25 protein-coding genes are annotated in these 25,214 nt (G+C 72.6%); 14 read left to right on the top strand and 11 right to left on the bottom strand.

Features of this window, described 5'->3' with window-relative positions:
- Nucleotides 1-81 precede the first annotated feature (81 nt).
- The 5 genes from ACZ5GT_RS20465 to ACZ5GT_RS20445 all read left to right on the top strand — a co-directional run bounded on the left by ACZ5GT_RS20465 (nt 82) and on the right by ACZ5GT_RS20445 (nt 6,013).
- Complete coding sequence (locus ACZ5GT_RS20465) at nt 82-1,548, top strand: glycoside hydrolase family 43 protein (RefSeq protein ID WP_469026301.1); 1,467 nt, start codon at nt 82-84, stop codon at nt 1,546-1,548.
- Between the two features lie 234 nt (nt 1,549-1,782).
- Nucleotides 1,783-3,078: an extracellular solute-binding protein gene (locus tag ACZ5GT_RS20460; protein ID WP_469026408.1), complete on the top strand. Its 1,296-nt coding sequence runs from the start codon at nt 1,783-1,785 to the stop codon at nt 3,076-3,078.
- Between the two features lie 6 nt (nt 3,079-3,084).
- On the top strand, nt 3,085-4,083 hold the full coding sequence (locus ACZ5GT_RS20455; protein ID WP_469026294.1) for a carbohydrate ABC transporter permease: 999 nt from the start codon (nt 3,085-3,087) through the stop codon (nt 4,081-4,083).
- 59 nt (nt 4,084-4,142) lie between these two features.
- Nucleotides 4,143-4,907: a carbohydrate ABC transporter permease gene (locus tag ACZ5GT_RS20450; RefSeq protein WP_360754652.1), complete on the top strand. Its 765-nt coding sequence runs from the start codon at nt 4,143-4,145 to the stop codon at nt 4,905-4,907.
- 56 nt (nt 4,908-4,963) lie between these two features.
- Nucleotides 4,964-6,013, top strand: coding sequence for an endo-1,4-beta-xylanase (locus ACZ5GT_RS20445; protein WP_469026289.1), 1,050 nt, complete (start codon nt 4,964-4,966; stop codon nt 6,011-6,013).
- A 165-nt stretch (nt 6,014-6,178) separates the two neighbouring features.
- On the opposite strand, the gene ACZ5GT_RS20440 is transcribed toward ACZ5GT_RS20445, so the two are convergent.
- Both ACZ5GT_RS20440 and ACZ5GT_RS20435 read right to left on the bottom strand, forming a co-directional pair.
- A complete protein-coding gene (locus tag ACZ5GT_RS20440) occupies nt 6,179-6,367 on the bottom strand; it encodes a DUF5999 family protein (protein ID WP_324784809.1) in 189 nt (62 codons plus the stop codon).
- Between the two features lie 410 nt (nt 6,368-6,777).
- Entirely contained in the window at nt 6,778-7,359 is a 582-nt protein-coding gene (locus ACZ5GT_RS20435; RefSeq protein WP_469026285.1) for a hypothetical protein, read from the bottom strand.
- A gap of 550 nt (nt 7,360-7,909) precedes the next feature.
- On the opposite strand from ACZ5GT_RS20435, the gene ACZ5GT_RS20430 reads away from it, so the two are divergent.
- Nucleotides 7,910-9,427: a glutamate-cysteine ligase family protein gene (locus tag ACZ5GT_RS20430; RefSeq protein ID WP_469026281.1), complete on the top strand. Its 1,518-nt coding sequence runs from the start codon at nt 7,910-7,912 to the stop codon at nt 9,425-9,427.
- A gap of 9 nt (nt 9,428-9,436) precedes the next feature.
- On the opposite strand, the gene ACZ5GT_RS20425 is transcribed toward ACZ5GT_RS20430, so the two are convergent.
- Complete coding sequence (locus ACZ5GT_RS20425; RefSeq protein ID WP_469026278.1) at nt 9,437-11,173, bottom strand: substrate-binding and VWA domain-containing protein; 1,737 nt, start codon at nt 11,171-11,173, stop codon at nt 9,437-9,439.
- 187 nt (nt 11,174-11,360) lie between these two features.
- Here ACZ5GT_RS20425 and ACZ5GT_RS20420 point away from each other — a divergent pair, with 187 nt between their 5' ends.
- Complete coding sequence (locus tag ACZ5GT_RS20420) at nt 11,361-12,161, top strand: CPBP family intramembrane glutamic endopeptidase (protein WP_469026273.1); 801 nt, start codon at nt 11,361-11,363, stop codon at nt 12,159-12,161.
- Here the strand turns inward: ACZ5GT_RS20420 and ACZ5GT_RS20415 are convergent.
- The 4 genes from ACZ5GT_RS20415 to ACZ5GT_RS20400 form a co-directional block, all read right to left on the bottom strand.
- Complete coding sequence (locus tag ACZ5GT_RS20415; protein ID WP_469026266.1) at nt 12,151-12,969, bottom strand: PhzF family phenazine biosynthesis protein; 819 nt, start codon at nt 12,967-12,969, stop codon at nt 12,151-12,153. The genes ACZ5GT_RS20420 and ACZ5GT_RS20415 overlap by 11 nt on opposite strands.
- A 308-nt stretch (nt 12,970-13,277) precedes the next feature.
- A complete protein-coding gene (gene argG, locus ACZ5GT_RS20410) occupies nt 13,278-14,723 on the bottom strand; it encodes an argininosuccinate synthase (protein WP_469026261.1) in 1,446 nt (481 codons plus the stop codon).
- A 131-nt stretch (nt 14,724-14,854) separates the two neighbouring features.
- The gene (locus ACZ5GT_RS20405) at nt 14,855-15,247 is read right to left on the bottom strand and encodes a VOC family protein (RefSeq protein WP_469026256.1); all 393 of its coding nucleotides are present in this window, start codon (nt 15,245-15,247) and stop codon (nt 14,855-14,857) included.
- A complete protein-coding gene (locus tag ACZ5GT_RS20400; RefSeq protein ID WP_469026249.1) occupies nt 15,244-15,546 on the bottom strand; it encodes an ArsR/SmtB family transcription factor in 303 nt (100 codons plus the stop codon). The genes ACZ5GT_RS20405 and ACZ5GT_RS20400 overlap by 4 nt, the downstream gene beginning before the upstream one ends.
- Before the next feature lie 86 nt (nt 15,547-15,632).
- Between ACZ5GT_RS20400 and ACZ5GT_RS20395 the strand changes: the two genes are divergently transcribed.
- On the top strand, nt 15,633-16,070 hold the full coding sequence (locus tag ACZ5GT_RS20395; protein WP_469026246.1) for a GNAT family N-acetyltransferase: 438 nt from the start codon (nt 15,633-15,635) through the stop codon (nt 16,068-16,070).
- Between the two features lie 212 nt (nt 16,071-16,282).
- Nucleotides 16,283-16,915, top strand: a complete 633-nt coding sequence (locus ACZ5GT_RS20390; RefSeq protein WP_469026240.1) for a PadR family transcriptional regulator — start codon at nt 16,283-16,285, stop codon at nt 16,913-16,915.
- Between the two features lie 78 nt (nt 16,916-16,993).
- Here ACZ5GT_RS20390 and ACZ5GT_RS20385 read toward each other — a convergent pair whose 3' ends face one another.
- Complete coding sequence (locus ACZ5GT_RS20385) at nt 16,994-17,422, bottom strand: type II toxin-antitoxin system Rv0910 family toxin (RefSeq protein WP_469026236.1); 429 nt, start codon at nt 17,420-17,422, stop codon at nt 16,994-16,996.
- Between the two features lie 213 nt (nt 17,423-17,635).
- Here ACZ5GT_RS20385 and ACZ5GT_RS20380 point away from each other — a divergent pair, with 213 nt between their 5' ends.
- The 3 genes from ACZ5GT_RS20380 (at nt 17,636) to ACZ5GT_RS20370 (ending at nt 20,343) form a co-directional block, all read left to right on the top strand.
- Nucleotides 17,636-18,193, top strand: a complete 558-nt coding sequence (locus ACZ5GT_RS20380) for a peptidase (protein WP_469026232.1) — start codon at nt 17,636-17,638, stop codon at nt 18,191-18,193.
- 46 nt (nt 18,194-18,239) lie between these two features.
- Entirely contained in the window at nt 18,240-19,244 is a 1,005-nt protein-coding gene (locus ACZ5GT_RS20375; protein WP_469026229.1) for an EamA family transporter, read from the top strand.
- A gap of 169 nt (nt 19,245-19,413) precedes the next feature.
- Complete coding sequence (locus ACZ5GT_RS20370) at nt 19,414-20,343, top strand: DMT family transporter (RefSeq protein ID WP_469026224.1); 930 nt, start codon at nt 19,414-19,416, stop codon at nt 20,341-20,343.
- A 9-nt stretch (nt 20,344-20,352) separates the two neighbouring features.
- Here ACZ5GT_RS20370 and ACZ5GT_RS20365 read toward each other — a convergent pair whose 3' ends face one another.
- Together ACZ5GT_RS20365 and ACZ5GT_RS20360 are read right to left on the bottom strand one after the other, a co-directional pair.
- The gene (locus tag ACZ5GT_RS20365; RefSeq protein WP_469026215.1) at nt 20,353-21,009 is read right to left on the bottom strand and encodes an FMN-binding negative transcriptional regulator; all 657 of its coding nucleotides are present in this window, start codon (nt 21,007-21,009) and stop codon (nt 20,353-20,355) included.
- On the bottom strand, nt 21,009-21,692 hold the full coding sequence (locus ACZ5GT_RS20360; RefSeq protein WP_469026209.1) for a pyridoxamine 5'-phosphate oxidase family protein: 684 nt from the start codon (nt 21,690-21,692) through the stop codon (nt 21,009-21,011). Before ACZ5GT_RS20360 ends, ACZ5GT_RS20365 begins: the two co-directional genes overlap by 1 nt.
- Before the next feature lie 66 nt (nt 21,693-21,758).
- On the opposite strand from ACZ5GT_RS20360, the gene ACZ5GT_RS20355 reads away from it, so the two are divergent.
- Nucleotides 21,759-23,090: an aminotransferase class I/II-fold pyridoxal phosphate-dependent enzyme gene (locus tag ACZ5GT_RS20355; protein WP_469026202.1), complete on the top strand. Its 1,332-nt coding sequence runs from the start codon at nt 21,759-21,761 to the stop codon at nt 23,088-23,090.
- A gap of 28 nt (nt 23,091-23,118) precedes the next feature.
- On the opposite strand, the gene ACZ5GT_RS20350 is transcribed toward ACZ5GT_RS20355, so the two are convergent.
- A complete protein-coding gene (locus ACZ5GT_RS20350; protein ID WP_469026199.1) occupies nt 23,119-24,147 on the bottom strand; it encodes a DMT family transporter in 1,029 nt (342 codons plus the stop codon).
- Nucleotides 24,148-24,222: 75 nt separating this feature from the next.
- On the opposite strand from ACZ5GT_RS20350, the gene ACZ5GT_RS20345 reads away from it, so the two are divergent.
- Complete coding sequence (locus ACZ5GT_RS20345) at nt 24,223-25,173, top strand: LysR family transcriptional regulator (RefSeq protein WP_469026196.1); 951 nt, start codon at nt 24,223-24,225, stop codon at nt 25,171-25,173.
- Nucleotides 25,174-25,214: the final 41 nt, after the last annotated feature.

Here is a 25,214-nt window from a genome sequence, read left to right as displayed (position 1 = left end):
CGGACCCAGCTTCTACAGTTCCCCTCCGTAAGGTTCGTCAGTGAGACCGAAAGTTTCGATTCCGTGGAGGGTGTGACGCGCATGCGGACCTTCGACAACCCCGTCATCGGCGGCTTCCACCCCGATCCGAGCGTGTGCCGGGTCGGGGCGGACTACTACCTGGTGTGCTCCAGCTTCGAGTACTTCCCCGGCGTCCCGCTGTTTCACAGCCGTGACCTCGTCCACTGGCGGCAGATCGGCAACGTCCTCGACCGGCCGCGGCAACTGGCGCTGCCGGACGGCACCCCGCCGTCCGCCGGGATCTACGCCCCGACCCTGCGCCACCACGACGGCCGCTTCTACATGATCACGACCAACGTCACCGACGGCGGCACGTTCCTGGTCACCGCCGAGCGGCCCGAAGGTCCCTGGTCCGATCCGGTGTGGATCGACGTGCCCGGGATCGATCCGGACCTCGCCTGGGACGACGACGGCACGTGCTGGTGCGCCGTGTCCGGGGTGGGCCTGGCGCGCATCGACCCCGCGACCGGGAAGGTGCTGGAGGGGCCGGTCGAGGTGTGGTCCGGCACGGGGATGCAGCATCCGGAGGCGCCGCACCTGTACCGCATCGGCGAGTGGTGGTACCTGATGCTCGCCGAGGGCGGCACCGCGCACGGGCACAGCGTCTCCGTCGCCCGCGCCCGCTCCCCGCGCGGACCCTACGAGCCGGCGCCGGGCAACCCGGTCCTGACCCACCGCAGCACCGACCTGCCGGTCCAGTGCACGGGCCACGCCGATCTGGTCCAGGCGCCCGACGGCAGCTGGTGGATGGTGCTGCTGGGCACGCGTCCGCGCGGCTGGTTCCCGTCCTTCCACGTGCTCGGCCGGGAGACCTTCCTGGTTCCGGTGGAGTGGGCCGACGGCTGGCCGCAGGCCGGCCCGGTGCGGGAGCGGCACCCGGCTCCGGCGGCCTGGCACCCCTTCCCGCCCGAACCGGTGCGTGACGATTTCGACGCGGCGGACCTGGCACCGTACTGGATCTCGCCGCGCAGCCGGCCGGAGGGGGCCTTCTCCCTCGGCGGGCGGCCGTCGTGGCTGACGCTGAACACCACGGGCGGCACCCTCGACCTGCCGGGCCACACCTTCGCCGGCCGCCGGCAGCAGCATCCCGACTGCCGCGTCGCGGCGCTGATGGACCCGGGGACGGGCCGCGGCGGGCTCTCGGTGCGCATGGACGAGGCGCACCACTACGACCTCGAGGTCGCCGGGGGACAGGTGAGCGTCGTCGCCCGCATCGGACCGGTCCGGCAGGAACTCGCGCGCCGTCCGGTGTCGCCGGGGCCGGTCACCCTGTGCCTGGAGTTCCGCGCCACGGTCTCCGGGCACGGCGCGGGGCCCGACACGGTCGTCCTCTCGGCCGAGGGCGGCGAACCCCTCGCCGAACTGGACGGCCGCTACCTCTCCACCCAGGTGGCCGGCGGCTTCACCGGCCGCGTGATCGGCATGTACGCCACGGAGGGCAGTGTGGCCTTCGACTGGTTCGACTACCTCCCCCTCGCCGGCGGCTGAGGCACACGGCCGGGCGTTTCCGGAAGCCTTCGGAAACTGTCGGCCCGCCCCGATGCGCCTTGACCACCCCGCGGTCCGCGCGCGTCGGCCGCAGATTCACCGTGCACAAGGGGTTGCCACCGTTCAGCGGCTGTCTCTAGGGTGCGGCAACAACGCATCTTTCTGGATCTTCTTCGAAACTTTCGATCCAGTGGACGGCCGTGGATGCGCCGTCCCGTACCCAAGGAGCGCATGATGGGCGACCGGGCACTGTCCCGCCGCGGCTTCCTCGCGGCCTCCGCCGCGGCCGGTCTCGGCATGACGGCACTGAGTGGTTGCGGCGGAGACTCGGACGGGGGGTCGTCTTCGGGGACGACCACCATCGAGTGGTGGAACATCTCCACCACCCAGCCGACGAAAAGCGTCTGGGCCGGCCTCGCCAAGAAGTTCGAGGCGCAGAACCCCAAGGTCAAGCTGAAGATCGTCCAGCTGGAGAACGACGCCTACAAGTCGAAGATGACGGCGCTGACCGCCTCCGGGAAGCTGCCGGACATCTTCCACACCTGGGGCGGCGGCGTGCTGCAGCAGCAGGTCGACGCCGGGCTCGTCGAGGACCTCACCGACCGGACCAAGCCGTGGGCCGACGGACTGCTGTCGGTCGCGAAGCAGCCGTATCTCCTCGACGACAAGGTGTACGGCATCCCGTTCGACATAGGCATGATCGGCTTCTGGTACAACAAGGCGCTGTTCGCGAAGGCCGGGATCAGCGAACCCCCCACCACCTGGGGCGGGTTCCTCGAAGCCGTGAGCAAGCTCAAGTCGAAGAAGATCACCCCCATCGCGCTCGCCGGCAAGGAGAAGTGGCCCGGCATGTACTACTGGGCGTACCTGGCGATGCGCACCGCCGGCGTCGACGCCCTGAGCAAGGCCGCCGACGACAAGGACTTCACCGGCGCCGGATTCGTCCAGGCCGGACAGCACCTGAAGGACCTCGTCGAACTCCAGCCGTTCCAGAAGGGGTTCCTCGGCGCCGCCTACTCCACGCCCACCGGACAGGCCGCCACCGTGGGCAACGGCAAGGCCGCCATGGAGCTCATGGGCCAGTGGGCCCCCGTCGTGGAGGCGGACGCGGGCAAGGGCCTCGGCGCGGACCTCGGCTTCTTCCCGTTCCCGGCCGTCGAGGGCGGAAAGGGCGCCATCACCGAGGTGTTCGGCGGAGGCGGCGGGCACGCCCTGCGCAAGGGCGCCCCCCAGGCGGCCGTCGACTTCCTGAAGTTCTTCGCCTCCGAGACGACGGATCTCGAACTGGTGAAGAAGACCCATACCCTCCCGGTGGTCCCCGGAGCCGAGAAGGCGCTCTCCGACCCCAACACCAAGTCCGTACAAGCCCAGTTGAAGGCCGCCACCGGCTTCCAGCTCTACCTCGACCAGGCCTACGCGCCCGCCGTCGGCCAGGAGATCAACGACAGCGTCGCCGCGCTCATCGCCGGTTCCAAGTCGCCCGCTCAGGTCACCCAGGCGATCACCAAGACCGCGAAGGAAGAGCAGTAGCCGGCGATGACCTCCACTTTCCTTCCGGACAAGCGGACGGGGCCCGGTGTCGTCGTCCCGCCCCCGGCCGGAGCCGCGGCCCGGGGGCGGGCCCGGCGGCGGGCGCTGAACTGGCTCACCGCGGTCGGCTTCCAACTGCCCGCGCTGGTGCTGTTCGTCACGCTGGTGCTGCTGCCGATGCTGTTCGCCCTCTACGCCGCCTTCTTCCGGTGGGGCGGCTTCGGCATGCCCTCCGACTACGTCGGCGGCGACAACTTCACCCGGCTGTTCGACGACCCGGTCTTCCTGGGCGACCTGTGGCGCTGCCTGATCCTGGTCGTGCTGTCGCTCGCGCTCCAGCTGCCGTTCGCGCTCGCCATGGCGGTGCTGCTGAACCAGCGGCTGCGCGGCCGGGCCGTGTACCGGATGCTGTTCTTCGCCCCGTACGTGCTGTCCGAGGCCATCACCGGCGTGCTGTTCAGCATGGTCTTCGCGCCGGGCGACGGGCTCGCCGACCATGTCCTGGGCGCCGTCGGACTGGACGGTCTGGGCGGGGAGTGGTTCGCCGACCCCTCCTACGTCATGGCCACCCTGTTCCTGGTCATGACGTGGAAGTACTTCGGCTTCCACATGATGCTCTACCTGGCCGGACTGCAGTCCATCCCGGCCGAGTTGACCGAGGCGGCGCTGATCGACGGCGCCGGGCCCTGGCAGCGCTTCCGCAACGTCACCCTGCCGCTGCTCGCGCCCACCCTGCGCATCAGCGTCTTCCTCTCCGTGATCGGAGCGATCCAGCTCTTCGACCTGGTCTGGGTGATCACCCAGGGCGGACCCGACCACCACTCCGAGACGATGGCCGTGACCATGTTCCAGTACGGCTTCAAGCGCTACCAGGTCGGCTACGCCAGCGCGGTCAGCGTGGTCATGTTCGGCATCTGCCTCGCCTTCGCCCTCTCCTACCAGCGGTTCGTGCTCCGCCGCGACCTCGAAGGGGCCACCACGACGATGAGGGGAGCCGGCAAGTGAGCCGCAAGACCGCACGCACCCTGCCCCTGCACCTGATCCTCGTCGCGGTCGGCGCGGTGATGGCCGTGCCCCTGGTGTACGCCGCCCTCTCCGGCTTCAAGTCCACCGACGAGCTCTCCCGCAACCCCTTCGGGCTGCCCGAACACTGGCTGACCGGCAACTACACCGGCATCCTCCGCTCCGGCGACTTCTGGCGGCTGGTCGGCAACAGCACGCTGATCGCGGTGGGCACGACCGTGCTCGTGGTCGCGGTCTCCGCGCTCGCCGCCTTCTCCTTCGCCCGGTTCGCCTTCCGGGGGCGGGAAGTGCTGTTCACCGTCTTCACGATGGGGCTGATGTTCCCCTTCGCGGTGGCCGCGCTGCCGCTGTTCCTGCTGCTGCGCTCCCTGGACCTGCTCGACAACCCGCTGGGCGTGATCCTGCCGCAGGCCGCGTTCGGGCTGCCGATGACGATCATCATCCTGCGGGCCTTCTTCCGGGAGATCCCCGGCGAGCTGGAGGAGGCGGCCACCCTCGACGGCTGCACCCCCTTCGGGTTCTTCTGGCGGGTGCTGCTGCCGATGGCGCGGCCCGCGCTCGGCACGGTCTCCGTGCTCGCGGTCGTCACCAGCTGGAACAACTTCTTCCTGCCGCTGCTGGTGTTCACCGAGAACAAGTGGTGGACCCTGCCCATCGGCGTCCAGCAGTTCCAGGGCGAGTACTCCGCGGAGTACGCCCGGGTCTTCGCCTACCTCGTGCTGGCGATGGTCCCGGCCCTCGCCTTCTACTCGGTCGCCGAGCGCCAGCTCGTCGGCGGCCTCACCGCCGGCGCCACGAAGGGATGACGAGCGCCCGCGGACGTACGGCTCACCCACACCATCCGACCGTGAGGAGTCGCACCATGCGCAAGACCCGTCTCAGACTCGTCGCTGCCGTGGCCACCGTCCTGGTCGCCGCGGGCGTCGGCACCACCTCGCCCGCCCAGGCCCACGACCGGCCGGCCACCCTCGCCGACCTGGCCGAGCGGCACGGACGCTACTTCGGCAGCGCCACCGACAACCCCGAACTCACCGACACCGCCTACACGGCGGTCCTCGGCAGCGAGTTCGACATGATCACGCCCGGCAACGGCATGAAGTGGTACGCCACCGAGCCCGAGCCGGGTGTCTTCGACTGGTCCGCGGGCGACCAGATCGTGGACCTCGCGCGCCGCAACCACCAGCGGTTACGGGCCCACACCCTGGTCTGGCACAACCAGCTGCCGAGCTGGCTGACCGACCGCGAGTGGACGGCCGACGAACTGCGGGCGGTGCTGAAGCGGCACATCTTCGCGGAGGTGCGGCACTACCGGGGCAAGGTCTACTCGTGGGACGTCGTGAACGAGGCGTTCAACGAGGACGGCACCTACCGCGAGACCCTCTGGTACAAGACGCTCGGCCCCGGCTACATCGCCGACGCGCTGCGCTGGGCCCACCAGGCCGACCCGCACGCCAAGCTCTACCTCAACGACTACAACATCGAGGCCGTCGGCCCGAAGTCCGACGCCTACTACCGGCTGGCCCAGGACCTCAGGGCGCAGGGCGTCCCACTGCACGGCATCGGACTGCAGGCCCACCTCGCCCTGCAGTACGGCTATCCGGCCACCCTCGAGGACAACCTGCGCCGCTTCTCCCGGCTCGGCCTCGACACCGCGCTCACCGAGGTCGACGTCCGCATGCTGCTGCCGGCGGACGCGGAGAAGCTCGCCCAGCAGGCCGACTGGTACCGGGATCTGACCGCGGCGTGTCTCGCGGTGCGCCGGTGCGTGGGCATCACGGTGTGGGACTGGACCGACAAGTACTCGTGGATCCCGGCGTTCTTCCCGGGAGAGGGCGCCGCGCTGCCCTGGGACGAGGAGTTCCGGCCCAAGCCGGCGTATGCCGCGATCAGGCAGGCACTCGGCGAAGAATGACGGCACGGACCCGCAACGGGGGGGAAGGGGGGAGGGTGCCTCGCCGCAACAGGGTGGCGGCGAGGCACCCCGGCGCTGCGGGCGTGCGTCAGGGCCGGTTCGCGGCGGGCGTCCGCGACCGGCCCCTGGGAGCTGCGGGCGGTCGGCGGGCCGCCCGTTCGTGAATCAGGCGGCCGTCATCACGCGGTGCGGGGCGATGATCTGACCGTCCGGCAGGAGCTCACCGGTGTCCTCGAAGAGCAGGACGCCGTTGCACAGCAGGCTCCATCCCTGCTCCGGGTGGTGCGCCACGAGTCGGGCGGATTCCCGGTCGGCGGAGTCTGCTGAGGGGCACGGCGGCTGGTGCTGGCACATTGGTGGGATCTTTCGCTCTGTCGTGGTGTTCGAGATGAATGGTGTGTCTGTCTCGCGGCGTGAAGCCTCGTCCATGGCCGCCCCCCGTTGACAAGTCGGTCGGAACCCAGTGTTGCCCCACGGGCGTCGATCCGCAGGGATTTCGCAGCACCGCTTCTCACAGGTTCAGGACGCGCCGTCCACCGCGGACGGTTCAGTTGGGCCGTACTGTCCCTTCGGGTGGTTTCACATGGCCGGATGGGGCTAGTCCTGACCGGTCGGAGCCGGCGGGAGGCTCGTGCGAGCACCCCGCGGCTCGCACGAGCGCAACGGGGGTCGGGCAGGAAGCGGGGCGGTGAGGTGCGGAGGCGACGTACCCCCGCCCCGGGCTTCGGGGACGGGGGTACGCGGGCGGGTCGTGCCGGGTGGGTTCAGGCGGTCTGGCGGAGCAGGGGCGCCGGGGTCACCCGGCGGGTCAGCGTCGGCAGCAGATCGGCGACCCGGTGCTGCTGGTGCGCCGCGATGCCGGGCGGGGCGGGCGCCAGCGGGATCAGGATGTCCGTGGCGGCGGGGTTGCCGGTGGCGCCGTCCGCGGCGCAGTCGCCGTGCAGCCACAGGGTGAGCATGTACAGGCCGGGCACGGACAGCAGACGTGGCTGGTAGGGCTGGGTCAGCGTCTCGGCCTGCCGCAGGGCCTGTTCGGTGGAGGGGATGTAGGGGCCTTCGAAGAAGTGCGAGAAGGCCCAGCCGTCGGCGGTGAGCGTGGTCTCGGCGGCGGCCACCGACCGGTCACCGGAGCGGATCAGGAACCGCCATCCGGCGAGCCGGGTGGCGGCGCCGGTGGCGGTGATCTCCTCCAGCACGTGGACGGGAAGCGGGAGCTCGGGAGTGACGGGTCCCTGGTGACGCAGCAGGGACGGGGTGCGGGCCTCCCGGACGGCGGCGGGGGAACCGAGGGCGGTGAGGACGGAGCGAAGTGCGGGCGCGGGAGCCGGGGGGACATGCAGCGGCATGGTGGGTCGCCTCTCATTCGGCAGGCACGGTGACGCGAGGGCGGGGGCGGACGGCGCTGTCTGCTCACGAGGCCGGAGAGGAGGGGGCCGGGGTCCGGTAACGAGGGATGTGGGTGAGGCCTGCCGCGCGTCGCCTCGACGGCGGGTTCCATGACCGCGGGCGCCAACTCTCCGCCTGTTCGCGGAGTTTATACGAGGTATGTTCAGGGGGTGTTTCATCTAGCCGTTTGCGGTGCACTCGGCAAGGGCGCATTCGGTCGGCGTTACGCGGGAATCATCCCGATTCCCGGTCGGCTCCGCAGCGATGACCTCGGAGAGTGTCCGGGAGGTGGTCGGCCAATTCTCGTCGGCGTTTTTCACGAGTTCGTGAGCTGTCCGCAACTGCGTAGTGACGCATGCCCGGCGAATGTGCCGCGGGTCACTTCCTCCAGCGTAGCGGGGTACGAGCCCGCGTGTGGACGTTATCGATCGGCTGGGCTGGGCATTATCCCACGTGACCAGGACGCCGGCGGCCGATCTTCGGCCCGCCCATTCGAGGAGGGACGCTTCGATGGGGGAGAAGGTCGTGGCAGGCGGGTTCGACCTGTCCGATCGGCAGCACTACCGGGACAAGCTCCGGCGGTGCCTGACGGGGCTCGAGCGGCTGTTGGCTCAGGAGCGCTTCGATCGGCCGAAGAACCTCATGGGTCTCGAGATCGAATTGAATCTGGTCGGCACCGACGGCATGCCCAAAATGCTGAATGCGCAAGTACTCGAGCGCATCGCGAGCCGGGACTTCCAGACCGAACTCGCCATGTTCAACCTGGAAGTCAACATCGCCCCGCACCGATTGGGCGGGCGGGTATTCGACCGCCTCGCCGAAGAACTCCGTACGTCACTGGCATATGCCGACAGAAAGGCGGGGGAGGTCGACGCGGGAATCGTGATGATCGGTATTCTGCCGACGCTCGACCGGGACGACCTGGTCTCCTCCAACCTCTCCGCGGTGGACCGCTACACCCTGCTCAACGACCAGATCGTGGCAGCCCGCGGTGAGGACTTCGCCCTCGACATCGACGGCGTGGAGCACCTCAAGTGCACGTCGAAGTCGATAGCCCCGGAGGCCGCCTGCACCTCCGTGCAACTGCACCTCCAGGTCACCCCGGGCCGTTTCGCCGACGTGTGGAACGCGGCGCAGGCCGTCGCCGCCGCCCAGGTCGCCATCGGCGCCAACTCCCCCTTCCTGTTCGGCCGCGAGCTGTGGCGCGAGTCCAGGCCCCCGCTGTTCCAGCAGTCCACCGACACCCGCCCGCCGGAACTGCAGGCCCAGGGAGTGCGCCCGCGCACCTGGTTCGGCGAGCGCTGGATCAGCTCCGCCCACGACCTCTTCGAGGAGAACCTGCGGTTCTTCCCGGCGCTGCTGCCGATCTGCGACGAGGAGGACCCGCTGGAGACCGTCGACGCGGGCGGCGTCCCCAAGCTCGCCGAACTCGTCCTGCACAACGGCACGATCTACCGCTGGAACCGCCCGGTCTACGGCATCGCCGACGGCGTCCCGCACCTGCGCGTGGAGAACCGCGTGCTGCCCGCGGGCCCGACCATCACGGACGTCATCGCCAACGCGGCCTTCTACTACGGCGTCGTCCGCGCCCTCGCCGAGGAACCGCGTCCGGTGTGGACCCGGCTGCCCTTCGAGGCGGCTGCGGCCAACTTCGACGCCGCCTGCCGGCACGGCATCGACGCCCGCCTGGAATGGCCGCGGCGCGGCCGGTACGCCGGCACCGCCCAGGTCGACGCGGTGACCCTGGTGCGCGACGAACTGCTGCCGCTCGCAGAGGCGGGCCTGACCGCGTGGGGCATCGAACCCGCCGACCGCGACCTGTACCTCGGGGTGATCGAGGAGCGGTGCCGCCGCCGGGTCAACGGCGCCTCGTGGCAGGCGGCCACCTTCCACCGGGCCCTGGAGTCGGGGCTGTCGCGGGAGTCCGCGCTGGCGGCCACCACCCGGCGGTACTGCGAGCTGATGCACGTGGGTGACCCGGTGCACACCTGGCCGGTGGGCCTGCCCAAGCCCGTGCCGCTGGGGTGAGAGGCCGGGTCACTCCGGGCCGCGTACCTTGCCGCTCGCCGCGACGACGGCCTTGAGGATGACCGTGTGGATCTGCGACGGGTCGCTCACCGACTGGCCCGAGCCGCCCGTCGCCTTCGCGATCTGCTCGGCCTCCTCCCGGTCGGCGTCGGGGCCCACGGCGATCACGATCAGCGGCACCGGACGCTCGGGGTCGGTGAGCTTCTCGAGTTCCCGGACGAGCCCGGCGCGGGAGATGCTGCCCGGGTCCTGGTTGACGCCGTCGGTGAGGACGACCAGCGCGTTGAACTTGCCGGGGACGTAGGAGGCGGTGGCCGCCCGGTAGGCGGCGAGCGTGGTGTCGTACAGGCCGGTGGCGCCGTTCGGCACCGGCTGCAGGCCGCGGAACGCCGCCGAGAGCCGGTCGCGCTGCGTGCCGTCGCCCTCGCGGTCGCCGAGCCGCCCGGTCGGCACCAGGACGCGGTAGTCCTTGTCGCCGTCCAGCCGGGTGGAGAACTCCCACAGGCCGATCTCGTCCCGCGGCGTGAAAGTTGCCAGAGCCTGCAGCAGCGATGCCTTGGTGACGTCCATCCGGGACCGGCCGGTGCCCGGCACCGGCTCCGCCATGGACGAGGAGGCGTCGACGACCGTGGTGAGCCGGGCGCTCTGCACCGTGATCGTCCAGATGCCGAGGGCCGTCTGCAACGCGGCGGCCGCGGCCGGCTCGGGCGCGGGCTCGGCGTACGGCTGCGGGGCGGCACCGCCGGCCCCGGCGACCACCGCCTTCGGCGCCTCCTCGTCGTCGGTCCGGAAGCCGTGCCGGTGCAGCAGCCGCAGCTGCTCCGGCCGGCCGAGCCAGTTCAGGAACCGCAGCGCGGCCCGGCTCTCGTCGGTGGTCAGCAGGCCCACCAGCGCGTACGGGTAGTCCAGCCGGGGCGCGCCGTCCTCGGGGTAGAACATGTCCAGCGCCGGGCCGCCGTCCGGCCGCGCGGAGTTGTAGGCGTACGCCGCCTGCTCGGTGAGGACCAGCGCCCGGTTGCGCTCGAGTGTCGCGGGGACCTGGCCGTCGGTGTCGGAGGTGCGCCGCGACAGTGACTTCATCATGGCCGCGGCCTGCGTGTCGCCGTCCTCCAGACCGGCGGCGCCCGTGGTGAGCTGGGTGAGGGCGAGCAGCCCGGTCGCGCTGTGCGCCGGATCGGCCGCGCCGAGCCCGAAGGAGCCGTCCCGCAGCGCGGCACCGGCCAGCTCGGTCCAGTCGTACGTCTTCCGCGGCCAGCCCAGCGACTTCGCGGCCGGCGGCGTCATGGCCACACCCACCGGGGTGGAGGCGACCGAGCCCGCCGGGGCCACCTCGACCGCGCCGGTGTCCGCCCTTAGCGGGTCCACCCACACGTCCGAGTCCGGCACCCACACCTGGACGTCGGTCCGCTCGCCGGTGCGGAGCGCGTCCGCGACCCGGTAGGACTCGCGCGGTGTCACCGTGATCGCGAGGCAGCTGCCGTCGGAGGTGACGTTCTCGTCGCGGGCCCGCTCGGCGGCGGCCTTCAGGGCGGGCGCGATGTCCGGGGAGGCGGCGAGCCGGAGCCGTACGGGGTCGTCGTGGCAGGACGAGCCGAAGGCCGGCAGCCCGCCGCGCACGGCCAGCGCGGTGCCCGCGGCCACGGTGAGCACGACGGCGGTCGCGACGGCCACCGAGCGGCGGCTGACTCGCCGACGGGGGCCGCGGACGCCCGCCCCATACTGATCGGGCAAGCTGTGACGTCCCATGACGGTGGTGCCCTCCCCTTGGTGAACCCTCGCGCCGCACACGGATGCGGGGGCCGCACGAAGGGGGGCACGCCACGTACGGCGTCCGTCCCCCGGCGGCCTGCCGCGCACGATCCTCGTAATTGCTTTCGAGACCCTAGCGGGGCGGCGGTGGGGACGAGGCGGGAACACTCAACTGGAGGCAGGTGTGCAGGCAGAGGCGGGCGCGGTGGCCGGTTCCTCTCCCGAGGAGCGGCCCTCGCGACGGATCTTCCGGGACGAGACACTGCTCGTCCTGGGGCTCTCGCTGGGCGCGAGCGGGGTTTCCGCCCTGATCAGCTTTGTCGGATCGGTCACCCGGCCAGGCGGTCTGAAGGACCAGGCGGCCACGCTCAACGCCTCGGCGGCGCCGGGGCGCCCCTGGCTGGATCTGGCCTGGCAGCTGTTCGGGATCGCCACCGCTCTGGTGCCCGTCGCGCTCGTGGCGCACTTCCTGATGCGCGAGGGGCAGAGCCTGCGCACGCTCGGCTTCGACCGCACCCGGCCCTGGCCGGACCTCGGGCGCGGGGCCGCGGTCGCCGCGGTGATCGGCAGCACCGGCATCGCCTTCTACCTGGCCGCGCGCGGGCTGGGCTTCAACCTCACGGTGGTCCCGGAGGCACTGCCCGACGTGTGGTGGAAGTACCCCGTGCTGGTCCTGTCGGCGGTGCAGAACGCCGTCCTGGAAGAGGTCATCGTCGTCGGCTATCTGCTGCGCCGGCTCGGCCGGCTGGGCTGGACGCCCGGCGCCGCGCTGCTGGGCAGTGCCGTGCTGCGCGGCTCCTACCACCTCTACCAGGGCATCGGCGGTTTCGTCGGGAACATGGTGATGGGCGTGGTCTTCGTCCTGCTGTACCGGCGCTGGGGCCGGGTGGGTCCGCTGGTGGTGGCGCACTCCCTGCTCGACATCGGGGCGTTCGTCGGGTACGCGCTGCTGGCGGGAAAAGTGGGCTGGCTGCCTACGGCGTGAGCAGTTCCCCCTCGATGACCGTGACCGCGCGGCCGGTCAGCAGGGTGCGTTCGCCGCGCAGTTCGGTGCGGACGAGGCCGGGCCGGTGGGAGGCCTGCAGGCCGGTCAGGACGGCGCGGCCGAGGCGCTCGGACCAGAACGGGGCGAGGGCGGTGTGGGCGCTGCCGGTGACGGGGTCCTCGTCGATGCCGACGTTCGGGAAGAAGCAGCGCGAGACGAAGTCGTGGCCGGCGGCCGGGTCGGCGGCTCGCGCGGTGGCGATGACGCCGCGCTCGGAGCAGCCGGCCAGGGCCTTGTGGTCGGGGGCGAGGCCGCGGACCGTCTCCTCGTCGGCGAGTTCCAGCAGCAGGTCGCCCACGTTCGGGCCGGTGTCGAAGGCGGCGCGCGGCGCGGCGCCCAGTGCTTCGGCGACGCCGTCGGGGACCTCGACGGACGTCAGCGGGGCCGTGGGGAAGTCCAGCGTGACCGAGCCGTCCTCACCGGGCGTCGTGACCAGCACGCCGCTGCGCGTGGCGAACCGCGCCGGGCCCTGGTGGGCGCCGGTGGTGCCCAGCACGTGGGCCGTGGCGAGCGTGGCGTGGCCGCACAGGGCGACCTCGGCCGCGGGAGTGAACCAGCGCAGCGCCCAGTCGGCCTCCCCGCCTTCGGGCAGCCGGTGCGCGAACGCCGTCTCGGCGTGGTTCACCTCCCGGGCCACCTCCTGCATCCAGTCGTCGTCCGGGAAGGCGCCGGCGTCGAAGAGCAGGACCCCGGCGGGGTTGCCGGCGAAAGGACGGTCGGTGAAGGCGTCGACGATTCGAATCCGCATGCCCCGACGCTAGGGCGCGCCCCGGCCCCGGACCACGGCCAATCCCGGATACCTGGCACTTGTCCGGTGGTACGACGTCGGAGCCGACGGGGCCGGAGGCCACGGCGGTCCGGAGCGGACGGGCCGCAGGCCGGGGAGCTGGGGATCGCGGCGCCGGCAGCGGGCAGGCCGCGGGCAGGAGGCCCGGACCGGACAGCCGCAGGCCCCGACGCCGTGCGGGCGTCGGGGCCTGGGACTGCGGAGCGGTGTGCGGCGGAGGAGGCGTTCCGCCCGTACCGGAGCCGGGGGACGCCTCCCGCCCGGGACGGTCAGTCCGTGCCGGACTCCATGGCGGCGCGGTCCAGCAGTTCCTCGTCCTCCGAGACCTCGCCGCGGGAGGCGATGGCCTCCGCGCCGCCCTCCGGCATGCTGCCGATCAGGCCGGTCGCGGCCGCCTGGGCGGCGCCGACGGCGGGGTGCGCGGTGCCGATCAGCCCGATCCCGGCGTACTGCTCCAGCTTGGCGCGGGAGTCGGCGATGTCGAGGTTGCGCATGGTGAGCTGGCCGATCCGGTCGACCGGGCCGAACGCGGAGTCCTCGGTGCGCTCCATGGACAGCTTGTCGGGGTGGTAGCTGAACGCCGGACCCGAGGTGTCGAGGATCGAGTAGTCCTCACCGCGCCGCAGCCGCAGCGTCACCTCGCCGGTGATCGCCGCGCCGACCCAGCGCTGCAGCGACTCGCGCACCATCAGCGCCTGCGGGTCCAGCCAGCGGCCCTCGTACATCAGCCGGCCCAGACGCCGTCCCTCGGTGTGGTACTGGGCGACGGTGTCCTCGTTGTGGATCGCGTTGACCAGGCGCTCGTAGGCCGCGTGCAGCAGCGCCATGCCGGGGGCCTCGTAGATGCCGCGGCTCTTGGCCTCGATGATCCGGTTCTCGATCTGGTCCGACATGCCCAGGCCGTGCCGGCCGCCGATGGCGTTGGCCTCCATCACCAGGTCGACCGGGGAGGCGAACTCCTTGCCGTTGATCGTCACCGGGCGGCCCTGCTCGAAGCCGATCGTCACGTCCTCGGTGGCGATCTCGACCGCGGGGTCCCAGAACCGCACGCCCATGATCGGCTCGACGGTCTCCACGCTGGTGTCCAGGTGCTCCAGCGTCTTGGCCTCGTGGGTGGCGCCCCAGATGTTGGCGTCGGTGGAGTACGCCTTCTCCGTGCTGTCCCGGTAGGGCAGGCCGTGGGCGATCAGCCACTCGGACATCTCCTTGCGGCCGCCCAGCTCGGTCACGAAGTCCGCGTCCAGCCAGGGCTTGTAGATCCGCAGGTGCGGGTTGGCCAGCAGGCCGTAGCGGTAGAACCGCTCGATGTCGTTGCCCTTGAAGGTCGACCCGTCGCCCCAGATCTGCACGTCGTCCTCGAGCATCGCGCGCACCAGGAGGGTGCCCGTGACGGCGCGGCCGAGCGGCGTGGTGTTGAAGTAGGCGCGCCCGCCCGAGCGGATGTGGAACGCCCCGCAGGCGAGTGCGGCCAGGCCCTCCTCGACGAGCGCGGCGCGGCAGTCGACCAGACGCGCGACCTCGGCGCCGTAGGTCTTGGCGCGGCCCGGCACCGAGGCGATGTCGGGCTCGTCGTACTGACCGATGTCGGCGGTGTAGGTGCACGGGACGGCGCCCTTGTCGCGCATCCACGCGACGGCGACCGAGGTGTCGAGACCGCCGGAGAAGGCGATGCCGACGCGCTCGCCGGCGGGGAGGGAGGTGAGGACCTTGGACATAGGAAGAGTATGCATGAATCCGCATGGCTATGCAAAGCCCTGTGCGCACATGCTGTGCGAGGCCGTGCGGCAGCCGTGCGGCAGGCGGTCAGGTGGCGCCGAGCGCGTGCTCCGGGTACGCGGACGCGCGCCTACCGGGGGGTGGTCGCGATCTGGATCAGGTTGCCGCAGGTGTCGTCGAGGACGGCGGTGGTGACCGGGCCCATCTCCACGGGCTCCTGGGTGAAGCGGACGCCGAGACCGCGCAGACGCCGGTACTCCGCCGTCACGTCGTCGACGGCGAACTGGGCGACCGGGATGCCGTCCTCGACGAGCGCGTCCCGGTAGGTCCTGGCGGCCGGGTGCTCGGCCGGCTCGAGGAGGAGTTCGGTGCCGTCGGGCTCGTCGGGCGAGACGACGGTCAGCCACCGGTGCTTGTCGCCGAGCGGGACGTCGTGCTTCTTCGCGAAGCCGAGGATCTCGGTGTAGAAGTGCTCGGCCTTGTCCTGGTCGTCGACGAAGACGCTGGTCAGATGGATCCTCATGAGGGGCTCTCCTCCGGTCCGGACGTGTCGGGCGCGGGCCATCGCTCGACGATCTGCCGCAGTGGGGCCGTGTTCAGGTCGTGGAACTTGTAGCGGCCCTCCCGCCTGGTCTCGACGAGCCCGGCGGCCTCCAGTACGGCGAGGTGCTGGGAGACCGCCTGCCGTGAGATGCCGAGCCGGTGCTTCATGCTCAGCCGGGAGCAGATCTCGAACAGGGTCTGTCCGGACTTCTCCGTGAGCTCGTCGAGGATGGTGCGGCGGGTGGGATCGGCCAGGGCTTTGAACAGGTCGTCGGCCACGACCCGAGAATAGGCAAGTGACTGCTTGCCTATCAAGCACGGACACGTGGCCGGTGATCCGGTCCGGCGGTGGATAGGCTCCCGGCATGCACCTTCGTGTGGACGTCGTCGGGGAAGCGAGCCAGGAAGTCGTCGACGCCTTCGGCCGGCTGCTGCCGCAGCTGTCGTCGACGGCGAAGCCCCTCGACCGGGAGGCGGTCGACCGGATGGTGAACTGCGACGCGAACACCGTGCTCGTGGCCCGCACCCCCGAGGCGATCGTCGGGACCCTGACGCTGGTGCTGCTGCCCCTGCCTTCCGGGTTGCGGGCCCGCGTCGAAGACGTGGTCGTCGACGGTGCGGCGCGAGGTCATGGGGTGGCCGCTCTGCTCACCGAGGAGGCCGTGCGGATCGCCCGGGAGGCGGGCGCGCGGACGGTGGATCTCACCTCCCGGCCGGATCGCGCGGCGGCGAACCGGCTCTACGAGCGCGCCGGGTTCCGGAGCAGGCAGTCGACCGTCTACCGCCTCCCGCTCGATCGTTAGCGGAGCCTCCGCCCTGACCCGGCGCTGACGCCCGACCTTCACTGTCCGGGCGTGGCGCCCGGCTGCCCTCGTCCGCCGTGGCGGGTTCGCCGACGCGAAGTCCCGGTCCCTGCATTCTCTCCACTCGCATCATGACGGGTCTTGTCGTCGGAACGATTCCGATATATCGTTGAGCCATCGCGACAGATCAACGATGGAATGGAGTGAGTGCGATGCGCAACCACGGATTCGAGCGTGGACACGGCGGACCCGGGCCCCGGGGGCGGGGCGGTTTCGAGGGACTGCGAGGTGCCTTCGGCCCCTTCGGGCCGGGCGGCGGCCCCGGTCCGGGGTTCGGCTTCGGCGGTCCGGGTTTCGGCCCGGGCTTCGGTCCCGGCCCCAGGGGGCGCGGTGGACCGCGGGGGAGGGCGCGGCGCGGCGACGTCCGCGCGTCGATCCTGGCCCTGCTGAAGGACCGTCCGATGCACGGCTACGAGATGATCCAGGAGATCGCCGAGCGCAGCGGCGGGGCGTGGAAGCCCAGCCCCGGCTCGGTGTACCCGACCCTCCAACTGCTGGAGGACGAGGGGCTGATCATCAGTGAGAGCGAGGGCGGCAAGAAGCTGTTCTCGCTCACCGAGGCCGGCCGCGCGGCGGCCGACGAGGGGCCCGACGCGCCCTGGGAGGAAGCCTCCCGAGGCATCGACTGGGAGGTGCTCGGCGAGATCCGGCAGGCCGGCTTCGGGCTGATGGAGGCCTTCGGCCAGGTCTGGAAGACCGGCACCAAGGAACAGCGCGACAAGGCGCTGGCCGTCATCAACGACGCCCGCAAGAAGCTGTACCTGATCCTCGCCGACGAGGACTGACGGCGGCCTGCCGCCGTGTGCCGGGCGCCCCGTGGACCGGTCCGCGGGGCGCCCTGACGCGTGTACGGGCCTCGGCCCTCAGGTCAGCAGCCCGTCCAGCCTGCGCAGCGACTCGTTCAGCGCGGTCGTGGCCGAGTCCTTGAGCCTGGCCGCCATCAGCGACACCGCGGCCCCCGTGAACTCCCCGTCGATCCGGACCGTCGTGGCGTCGCCGTCGGGCGTCAACGTGTAGCGCGTGGCGAGGTTCACGGCCATCGGTCCCTTGCCGCGGATGGCGAGCACCCGGGCGGGCTCCACCTCCTCGATGGTCCACTCCACCTCGGCCGGGAACCCCATGAGCTTCAGGTTCTCCTGGAACGTGCCCCCGGGCGCGAGTTCGGCCGGCCCGCCCCCGGGGAAGCCCGTGTGGGTCGCGTTCCACTCGCCGTAGGCGGACCAGTCCGTCAGTCGTGCCCACACCTTCTCCGCGGGGGCCCCGATCCGTGCCTCCGCGCTGACCTCGGCCATGCGACCACCTCTTCGTGTCGGGCTGTGGTGTCGCGGAACGTAGCCGCAGGGGCCGCAACATTCAATACTGATGAACCGTCAGATGTAGTCGTGTGCGGCCTGATCTCCTCCGTAAGGAGGAGATTCCGGCCCATGGAGTCCACTCCCTGTCGGACGCGGAAATGCTTCCGCCCGGCGATGACCGCAGGGCCCGGGGCTGATGGGGTAGGGGATGTGCGACCCCGTATCCCCAGGCAGTCGGCGGACGAGCCGGGCCTCGGCCTCCGTGCCGACAGTGATGCCGGACTCAGCGACGAGCTGGCAGCGGTGGTCTCCGGTGCCCGGCGGCGGGCGGTGCGGGACGGGGACCGGCAGATCGACACCGCCCACCTGCTGCACTCGCTCCTCGAGCAGGATCCCGAGGCGCGGGGCGTCTTCGGCGACGGGGCCGGGCTCGCGCGACTGCTCGGCTACCTCGTGCAGCGCAGCATCGGCTACGGCCTGCGCTGGCAGGGCTCGGTGGAGGACTCCGGCGCGGTGCCCCTGACACCGGAGACGGAGGGGTACTCGCCGCTGGCCGCGCGGGCGCTGGAGCACGCCCGCGAGCACGCCCGCGAGCGCGCCCGCGAGCGCGCCGCCGGACCGGCCCGCGGCATCGACCTGCTCGCGGCGATCGTGGCGGACCCGCAGGCCCGCGCGGTCGAGGTGCTCGGCCGCGCCGGCATCGCGGTCGAGGCCGTGCTCGCCCGGATCGAGGAGCTGTCGGCGCAGCCGGGAGCGTCCAGCCGCTGAGACAGGTGTCATCGAGGGTGACGCTCATGTCGTCCCCTGCCATCATGTGCCCGTGCATACGTCTGAGAGCAGTCAGGGCAGCCGCGGCCGGGGCGCCGGGCTCGGCCTCGCGCTGGGGTCCGCGCTGGCCTTCGGCGGATCCGGAGTCGCGGCGAAGCCGCTGATCGAGGCGGGACTGGATCCGCTGCACGTGGTCTGGCTGCGGGTGGCGGGCGCCGCCCTGGTCATGCTGCCGGTCGCGATACGCCACCGCACGCTGCCGCGTCGCCGCCCCGCGCTGCTCGCCGGGTTCGGACTGCTGGCCGTGGCCGGGGTCCAGGCCTGCTATTTCGCCGCGATCTCCCGCATCCCGGTCGGGGTCGCGCTGCTCGTCGAGTACCTCGCGCCCGCCCTGGTCCTCGGCTGGGTGCGGTTCGTGCAGCGGCGGCCGGTGACGCGGGCCGCCGCGCTCGGGGTGGTCCTCGCGGCCGGCGGTCTCGCCTGCGTGGTCGAGGTCTGGTCGGGCCTGAGCTTCGACGCCCTCGGCCTCGTCCTCGCGCTCGGCGCCGCCTGCTGCCAGGTCGGCTACTTCGTCCTGTCGGACCAGGGCAGCGACGCCGGCGACGACGCCCCGGACCCGCTCGGCGTCATCGCCTACGGCCTGCTCACCGGCGCCGCCGTCCTCACCCTCGTCGCCCGCCCCTGGGACCTGGACTGGTCGGTGCTGGCCGGCACCGCCGACATGAACGGCACCCCCGTCGCGGCCGGCCTGCTGCTGGCCTGGATCGTGCTGGTCGCCACCGTCCTCGCCTACGTCACCGGGGTGCTGTCGGTGCGCCGGCTCTCGCCGCAGGTCGCGGGGGTCGTGGCGTGCCTGGAGGCGGTCATCGCGACCGTCCTGGCCTGGGTGCTGCTCGGCGAGCACCTCTCCGCGCCGCAGATCGCCGGCGGGGCGGTCGTCCTGGCGGGCGCCTTCATCGCCCAGTCGTCGACACCCGCCCGGGGATCCGCCGAGCCGGTGGCGAGCGGCGGCCTGGAAAGGGATTTGTCCGCCCGTAGCAGCGCCGCCTAGGCTGCCGATCATGCATGCGAACGTGCTCGTCCTGTCCCCGCCCGCCGCCTGAGGCGGGCCCAGGTCCGACACGCCCGGCACGGCGCCGGGCCGGTCGCTGCTGCCCGCAGAAGCAGTCCACGGTCCCGCTGACCCGGGACCTCCTCACGCACTTCTGCGGAGAACACTCGTGTCGAACGCTGATCACGGCCTGCCCGTCGGGCGAGGCCTGCTCTACCTGATCGTCGCCGGTTTCGCCTGGGGCACCGCCGGCGCGGCCGCCTCCCTGGTCTACCGGACCGGTGACATGGGACCCGTCGCCCTCTCCTTCTGGCGCTGCGCGCTGGGACTCGTCCTGCTGCTGGCCGCCCGCCGGCTGCGCCCGCGCGCCCGGTCCGCCGTCCGTGAGCCGCTCACCCGCAGGGCGCTGCGGGCCGGCCTCACGGGCGTCGGGCTCGCGGTGTTCCAGACCGCCTACTTCGCCGCCGTGGCCGCGACCGGCCTGGCGGTGGCCACCGTCGTCACCCTGGGCGCCGGACCGGTGTTCATCGCGCTCGGCGCCCGGCTGACCCTGGGCGAGCGGCTCGGGCGGGGCGGCGTGGCGGCCGTCGCCGGGGCGCTGGCCGGGCTCGGCGTGCTCGTCCTCGGCAGCGGCGGCGCGACCGTACGGCCGTGGGGCGTGCTGCTGGCGCTGACGTCCGCGGCCGGGTACAGCGCGATGACCCTGCTGACCCGCTGGTGGGGCCGCGGCGGCGGGACGGACGCCGCCGAGACGTCCGTGGGGGCGTTCGCGGTCACCAGCCTGTGCCTGCTGCCGTTCGCCCTGGCCGAGGGGCTGTTTCCGCACACCCCCGACCCGGTCCGGCTGGTCTGGCTGCTCGCCTACATCGCGGCCGTCCCCACGGCGCTCGCCTACGCGCTGTACTTCGCCGGCGCCGCCGTCGTCCGCTCGGCCACCGTGTCGGTGATCATGCTGCTGGAGCCGGTGAGCGCAGCGGTCCTGGCGATCGCCCTGCTCGGTGAACGGCTCACCGCGGCGACCCTGGTGGGCACGCTGCTCATGCTCGGATCGGTGACGGGACTGGCCGCGGCGGAGGCGAGGACGCCGGCCCTCGCGTGACGGCGCGGCTCAGCGGGCCGCCTGCCACGTCCCCCGCCTGCGCAGCTGGTGCTCCCGGGCCGCCGCGTCCCGGGGGCCGCCGCGGGCCGCGAGCCCCGCCACGATCCGGTCCTGCACCTCCCGCGGCCGGTGACCGGCGTACTTGAACTTCGCGCGGACGCCGGTCACCTCCAGCCGCAGGCCCCGGATGCCCGCGAGCATCCTGCCGTACGGCTCCTCACCCACCGCGGCCGGCGCGGAGCCGCCCTCCGGCTGGAAGTGGCCGACCTGGCGGCCCAGCAGGCCGGCCTTCTCGGCCGGGTCGTCCACGATCCGGGCGGTGCAGCGGAGCTGGACGGCGGCGTAGAAGCTCGTCGGGGTGCCGTGCTCGGACGGGCCGTCCGGTTCCGCCTGCCAGGGGCCGGGGACGAACACGTAGTCGTCGACCACGCTCAGCAGCACCTCCGGGTCCGCCTCCAGCGCGGGCCACAGCGGGTTGGGCCGGGCGAGGTGGGTGACGACCTCGCCGTGCTCGCCGCGTCCGGCGTCGTAGAAGAAGTGCAGGGGCTGGACGTGGGGCGGCTCGCCGGGCAGGCCGTTGACGGCGAGCTGCCCGAAGTCGTGCACGGCGAGCCACTGCCGCCATTCGGCGTCGTCGTGGGGCGCGTCCCAGGGGTGCACCAGCATCACGGCACCGCCAGGTAGTCCGGGAGGCCGGTGCCGGGCGCCAGCAGGCCGTCGGCGACCGGGGCCTCGTAGCCCTTGCGCAGCGGGACGACGCCGGCCCAGTGGGGGAGGGACAGGTCCTCGGGCTCGTCGTTCACGCCGCCCGTGCGGACCTTGGCGGAGACCTCGTCCAGGTCGAGGCGGAGCACGGCGGTGGCGGCCAGCTCCTTCTTGTTCGCGGGCCGGGAGTCGGCCGCCCGGCCCGGTACGACATGGTCGACGAGCGCGTCCAGGGCGGCCCGCTTCTCCTGCGGATCCGTCACGTCGTGGGCGACGCCGTGCACCACCACGGAGCGGTAGTTGACCGAGTGGTGGAAGGCGGAGCGGGCCAGGATCAGCGCGTCCACGTGCGTGACCGTCAGGCACACCGGCAGCCCCGCGCCCGCCTGTCCCGTCATCCGCAGCGGGCGCGAGCCGGTCGAGCCGTGCACGTACAGCCGCTCGCCGACCCGGCCGTACAGGGTGGGCAGCACCACGGGCGCGCCGTCGCGCACGAAGCCGAGGTGGCAGACGTAGCCCTCGTCGAGTATCGCGTGCACCAGCTCCCTGTCGTACGAAGCGCGCTCCGCGGAGCGGGTGGGGACGGTGCGGTCGGTCGGTGTGTAGGCGGCGGGCGGTGGCGTCGGGTGCTGGGTGCCCTGCATGGCGGTCTCCGTCGGTACTCGGTGATCCGATTGCGGTCTATATTGCACTAGTGCATAATCTGCTTTGTGCTAGGAGAATATCGGATCGAGGGGCGGCGTGCGGCGGAGATCGCGGCGAGCGTCGAGCGCGCGGTGGGCTCCGGTGCGCTTGAACCAGGTGAACTTCTGCCGCCCATGCGGGAGTTGGCGATGCGGCTGGGAGTGAACGCCAACACCGTCGCGGCCGCCTACCGCACCCTGCGGGAACGCGGGGTCATCGAGACGTCGGGGCGCCGGGGCAGCCGGGTCCGGTCCAAGCCGGCCACCACCGGACGCGACCACATCCGGGTGGACGTGCCCGAGGGGGTGCGGGACGTGGCGAGCGGCAACCCGGATCCGGCACTGCTGCCGTCCCTGGCGAAGGCGTTCGCGGCCGCGGCGGAACAGGGCGACCGGGAGCCGGTGCTGTACGGCGACGCCCTGGTGGAGCCGGAGCTGGCACGCCTGGCGCGGGCCGGGCTGGACGCCGACGGGGTGCCGGACGGACCCCTCGCCGTGCTCTCCGGCTCGCTCGACGCCGTCGAGCGCGTGCTCGCGGCGCACCTCAAGCCCGGGGACACCGTCGCCGTCGAGGATCCGGGATGGGGCAGCCTCCTCGACCTCGTCCCGGCGCTCGGCCTGCGCACCGCGCCCGTCGGCGTCGACGACGACGGACCGCTGCCGGACGACGTGCGGCGGGCCCTGGACTCGGGGGCGCGCGCCCTGATCGTCACCGACCGCGCGCAGAACCCCACCGGCGCCGCGGTGAGCGCCACCCGCGCGGGTGCCCTGCGCGCGGTGCTGCGGGACCGTCCCGACGTCCTGCTGATCGAGGACGACCACGGCCACGGCATCGTGGACCTGCCCCTGCACCCGCTGGCCGGCGCCACCCGCTCCTGGGCCTTCGTGCGCTCGGTCGCCAAGGCGTACGGCCCCGACCTGCGGCTCGCCGTGCTCACCGGTGACACCGTCACCGTCGACCGGGTCACCGGCCGGCACCGGCTGGGGCCCGGCTGGGTCAGCCGCCTCGTCCAGCGCGCCGTCGTACGGTTGTGGACCGACGGCACGCCGGACCGCCGCGCCGTCGCCGCGGCCTACCGGGGACGGCGCGACCTGCTGATCGGCGCCCTGGCGGCGCGCGGCGTGGAGGCCCACGGGCGCAGCGGCCTGAACGTCTGGGTCCCGGTGCCGGACGAGACCGGCGCCGTCGCCCGCCTGCTGCACGCCGGCTGGGCGGTGGCCCCGGGAGCCCGCTTCCGCATGGACGCGCCGCCCGGCATCCGGATCACCGTCTCGGCCCTGGCGGACGGCGAGACGGAGGACCTGGCGGCCGCGATCGCCGCCGCGGTGAGCCCGGCCGCGGGGCGCGGGCACGTGTGAGCGGCCCCGCGCCCGGCCCGGCAGGCCGTCAGGACCTGGCCGCCTGCTCCGCCTGTTCTCTCGGCTCCGCCTGCTCCGCCTGCTCCGCCGGCCGGAGCGGGGAGCGGGCCGGCGTCGCGTCGGCCGTCCGGCGCCTCGGCCGCGGCCGGGCCTGGGTCAGGGCCGCCCCCGCCAGGACGATCAGCGCGCCGACCGGGGTCGACCAGCTCAGCGACTCGCCGAGGATCGCCACGCCGGCGGCCGTGGCGATGACCGGGATGAAGTAGGTGACCATCTGGGCCGTCGTCGGACCGACCTCGGAGACCAGGCCGTACTGGACGAGGACGGCGACGCCCGTGCCGAGCGCCCCGAGAGCGGCGACCGCGAGCAGCGGAACGGGGGAGAAGGTGGCCGGGAACGACGTGAACAACGGCGTGACGACGGCCAGTTGCAGCGTGGCGAGCAGCAACTGGGCGCCGGTCAGGGACAGGTTGGAGTGACCGGTGCCGGCCAGGGTGCGGCGGACGTAGATCCAGCCGACGGGGTAGCTCAGCGAGGCCAGCAGCGCCATCGCGGTGCCCTTCGCGTCCAGGCCGTGGAACCCCTGCCAGGCGCCGAGGACCGTCAGGACGCCGAGGAACCCGATGCCCAGTCCGGCGACCCGCAGCCGGGTCGGCCGGTCCTCGGAGAGGGCGACCAGGGACAGGGCCATGCCCCACAGCGGCGACGTGGCGTTGCAGATGCCGGCCAGCGTCGACGGGACGGTCAGCTCCGAGTACGCGAACAGCGAGAACGGCAGCGCGTTGAGCAGGAACGCGCCCACCGTCAGATGCCCCCAGGTCCGCGCGCCCCGCGGCAGCCGCTCCCGCTTCGCCGCCATCGCCGCCGCCAGCACCGCCGTCCCGAACACCAGCCGCCCGAGCGTCACCTGGAAGGGCGCGTACGCGGCTGTGCCGACCTTGATGAGCAGGAAGCTGAAACCCCAGATCAGGGAGAGGGCGGCGAAGCGCAGACGCCAGTCGAGGGTGCGGCGGCGGCCGGCCGGCCCGGTGGCGGCGACGGTGGTGACGGTGGTCATGACCGCCACCCTGCCGCCGACCCATGTGTTAGCACAATCGAGATTTCCCGCCCGGTATCTCGTAGCATCACTTACATGTTGAACCTGGAGCGCCTGCGGACCCTCGACGCCCTCGCCCGGCACGGCTCGGTCAGCGGCGCGGCCGAGGGGCTGCACGTGACGACGTCGGCCGTCTCGCAGCAGCTGGCCAAGCTGGAGCGGGAGGTGGGCCAGCAGCTCCTGGCCAGGAACGGCCGGGGCGTCCGGCTCACCGACGCCGGCCGGCTGCTCGCCGAGCACGCGGCGCGCATCCTGTCGCAGGTCGCGCTCGCCCAGTCCGATCTGGAGGCGCAGCGCGGGCAGGTGGTCGGCGAATTGCGGCTGGCCGCCTTCCCCACCGCCCTGCGGGGGCTGTTCCCGGCCGCGCTCGCCGCGCTGCGGACCGACCACCCGGCGCTGCGGGTGCGCTCGCGGGAACTGGCGCCGGAGGAAGGCGTGCGGGCGGTGCTCCGGGGCGACGCCGACCTGTCCGTCGTCCTCGACTGGTACAACAAGCCGCTGCCCATGCCCGACGGACTCGCCAAGGCCCCGATCCTCGACGACCCCGTGGAGGTCGCCATGGCCGAGGACCACCCGCTCGCCGGCCGGGACGAGGTCGACCTGGACGACTTCGCGGACGACGAGTGGGTCGCCTGGCCGGAGGGCGAGTTCTGCCACGAGTGGCTGCTCTACACGCTGCGCACCAAGGGCATCGAACCCCGTATCGCCCACTGCGCCGAGGAACACCACACCCAGCTCGCGCTGGTCGCCGCCGGGCTGGGCGTCTGCGTCGCGCCCCGGCTCGGCCGGGACCCGATACCGGCCGGGGTGCGCGCGGTGCCCGTGCGCCACCGCGTCCACCGGTACGTCTACGCGGTCTGGCGCGTGGACGCCGACCGGCGCCCGTCGATCCGCGCGGCGGTCCGGGCGCTGCGGGAAGCGGCGCCGAAGGCGCGGCGAACCACGGGCGCCGTGAACGGCGGGCGGGGTGAGCGCCGGGCGGGGTGAGCGGCGGGCGCCGGGCCGCACCGCGGACGGTGAGCGGCGGG

It is taken from the genome of Streptomyces sp. NPDC031340, from assembly GCF_055569945.1.
This window is presented reverse-complemented; position numbering and strand designations above follow the sequence as displayed.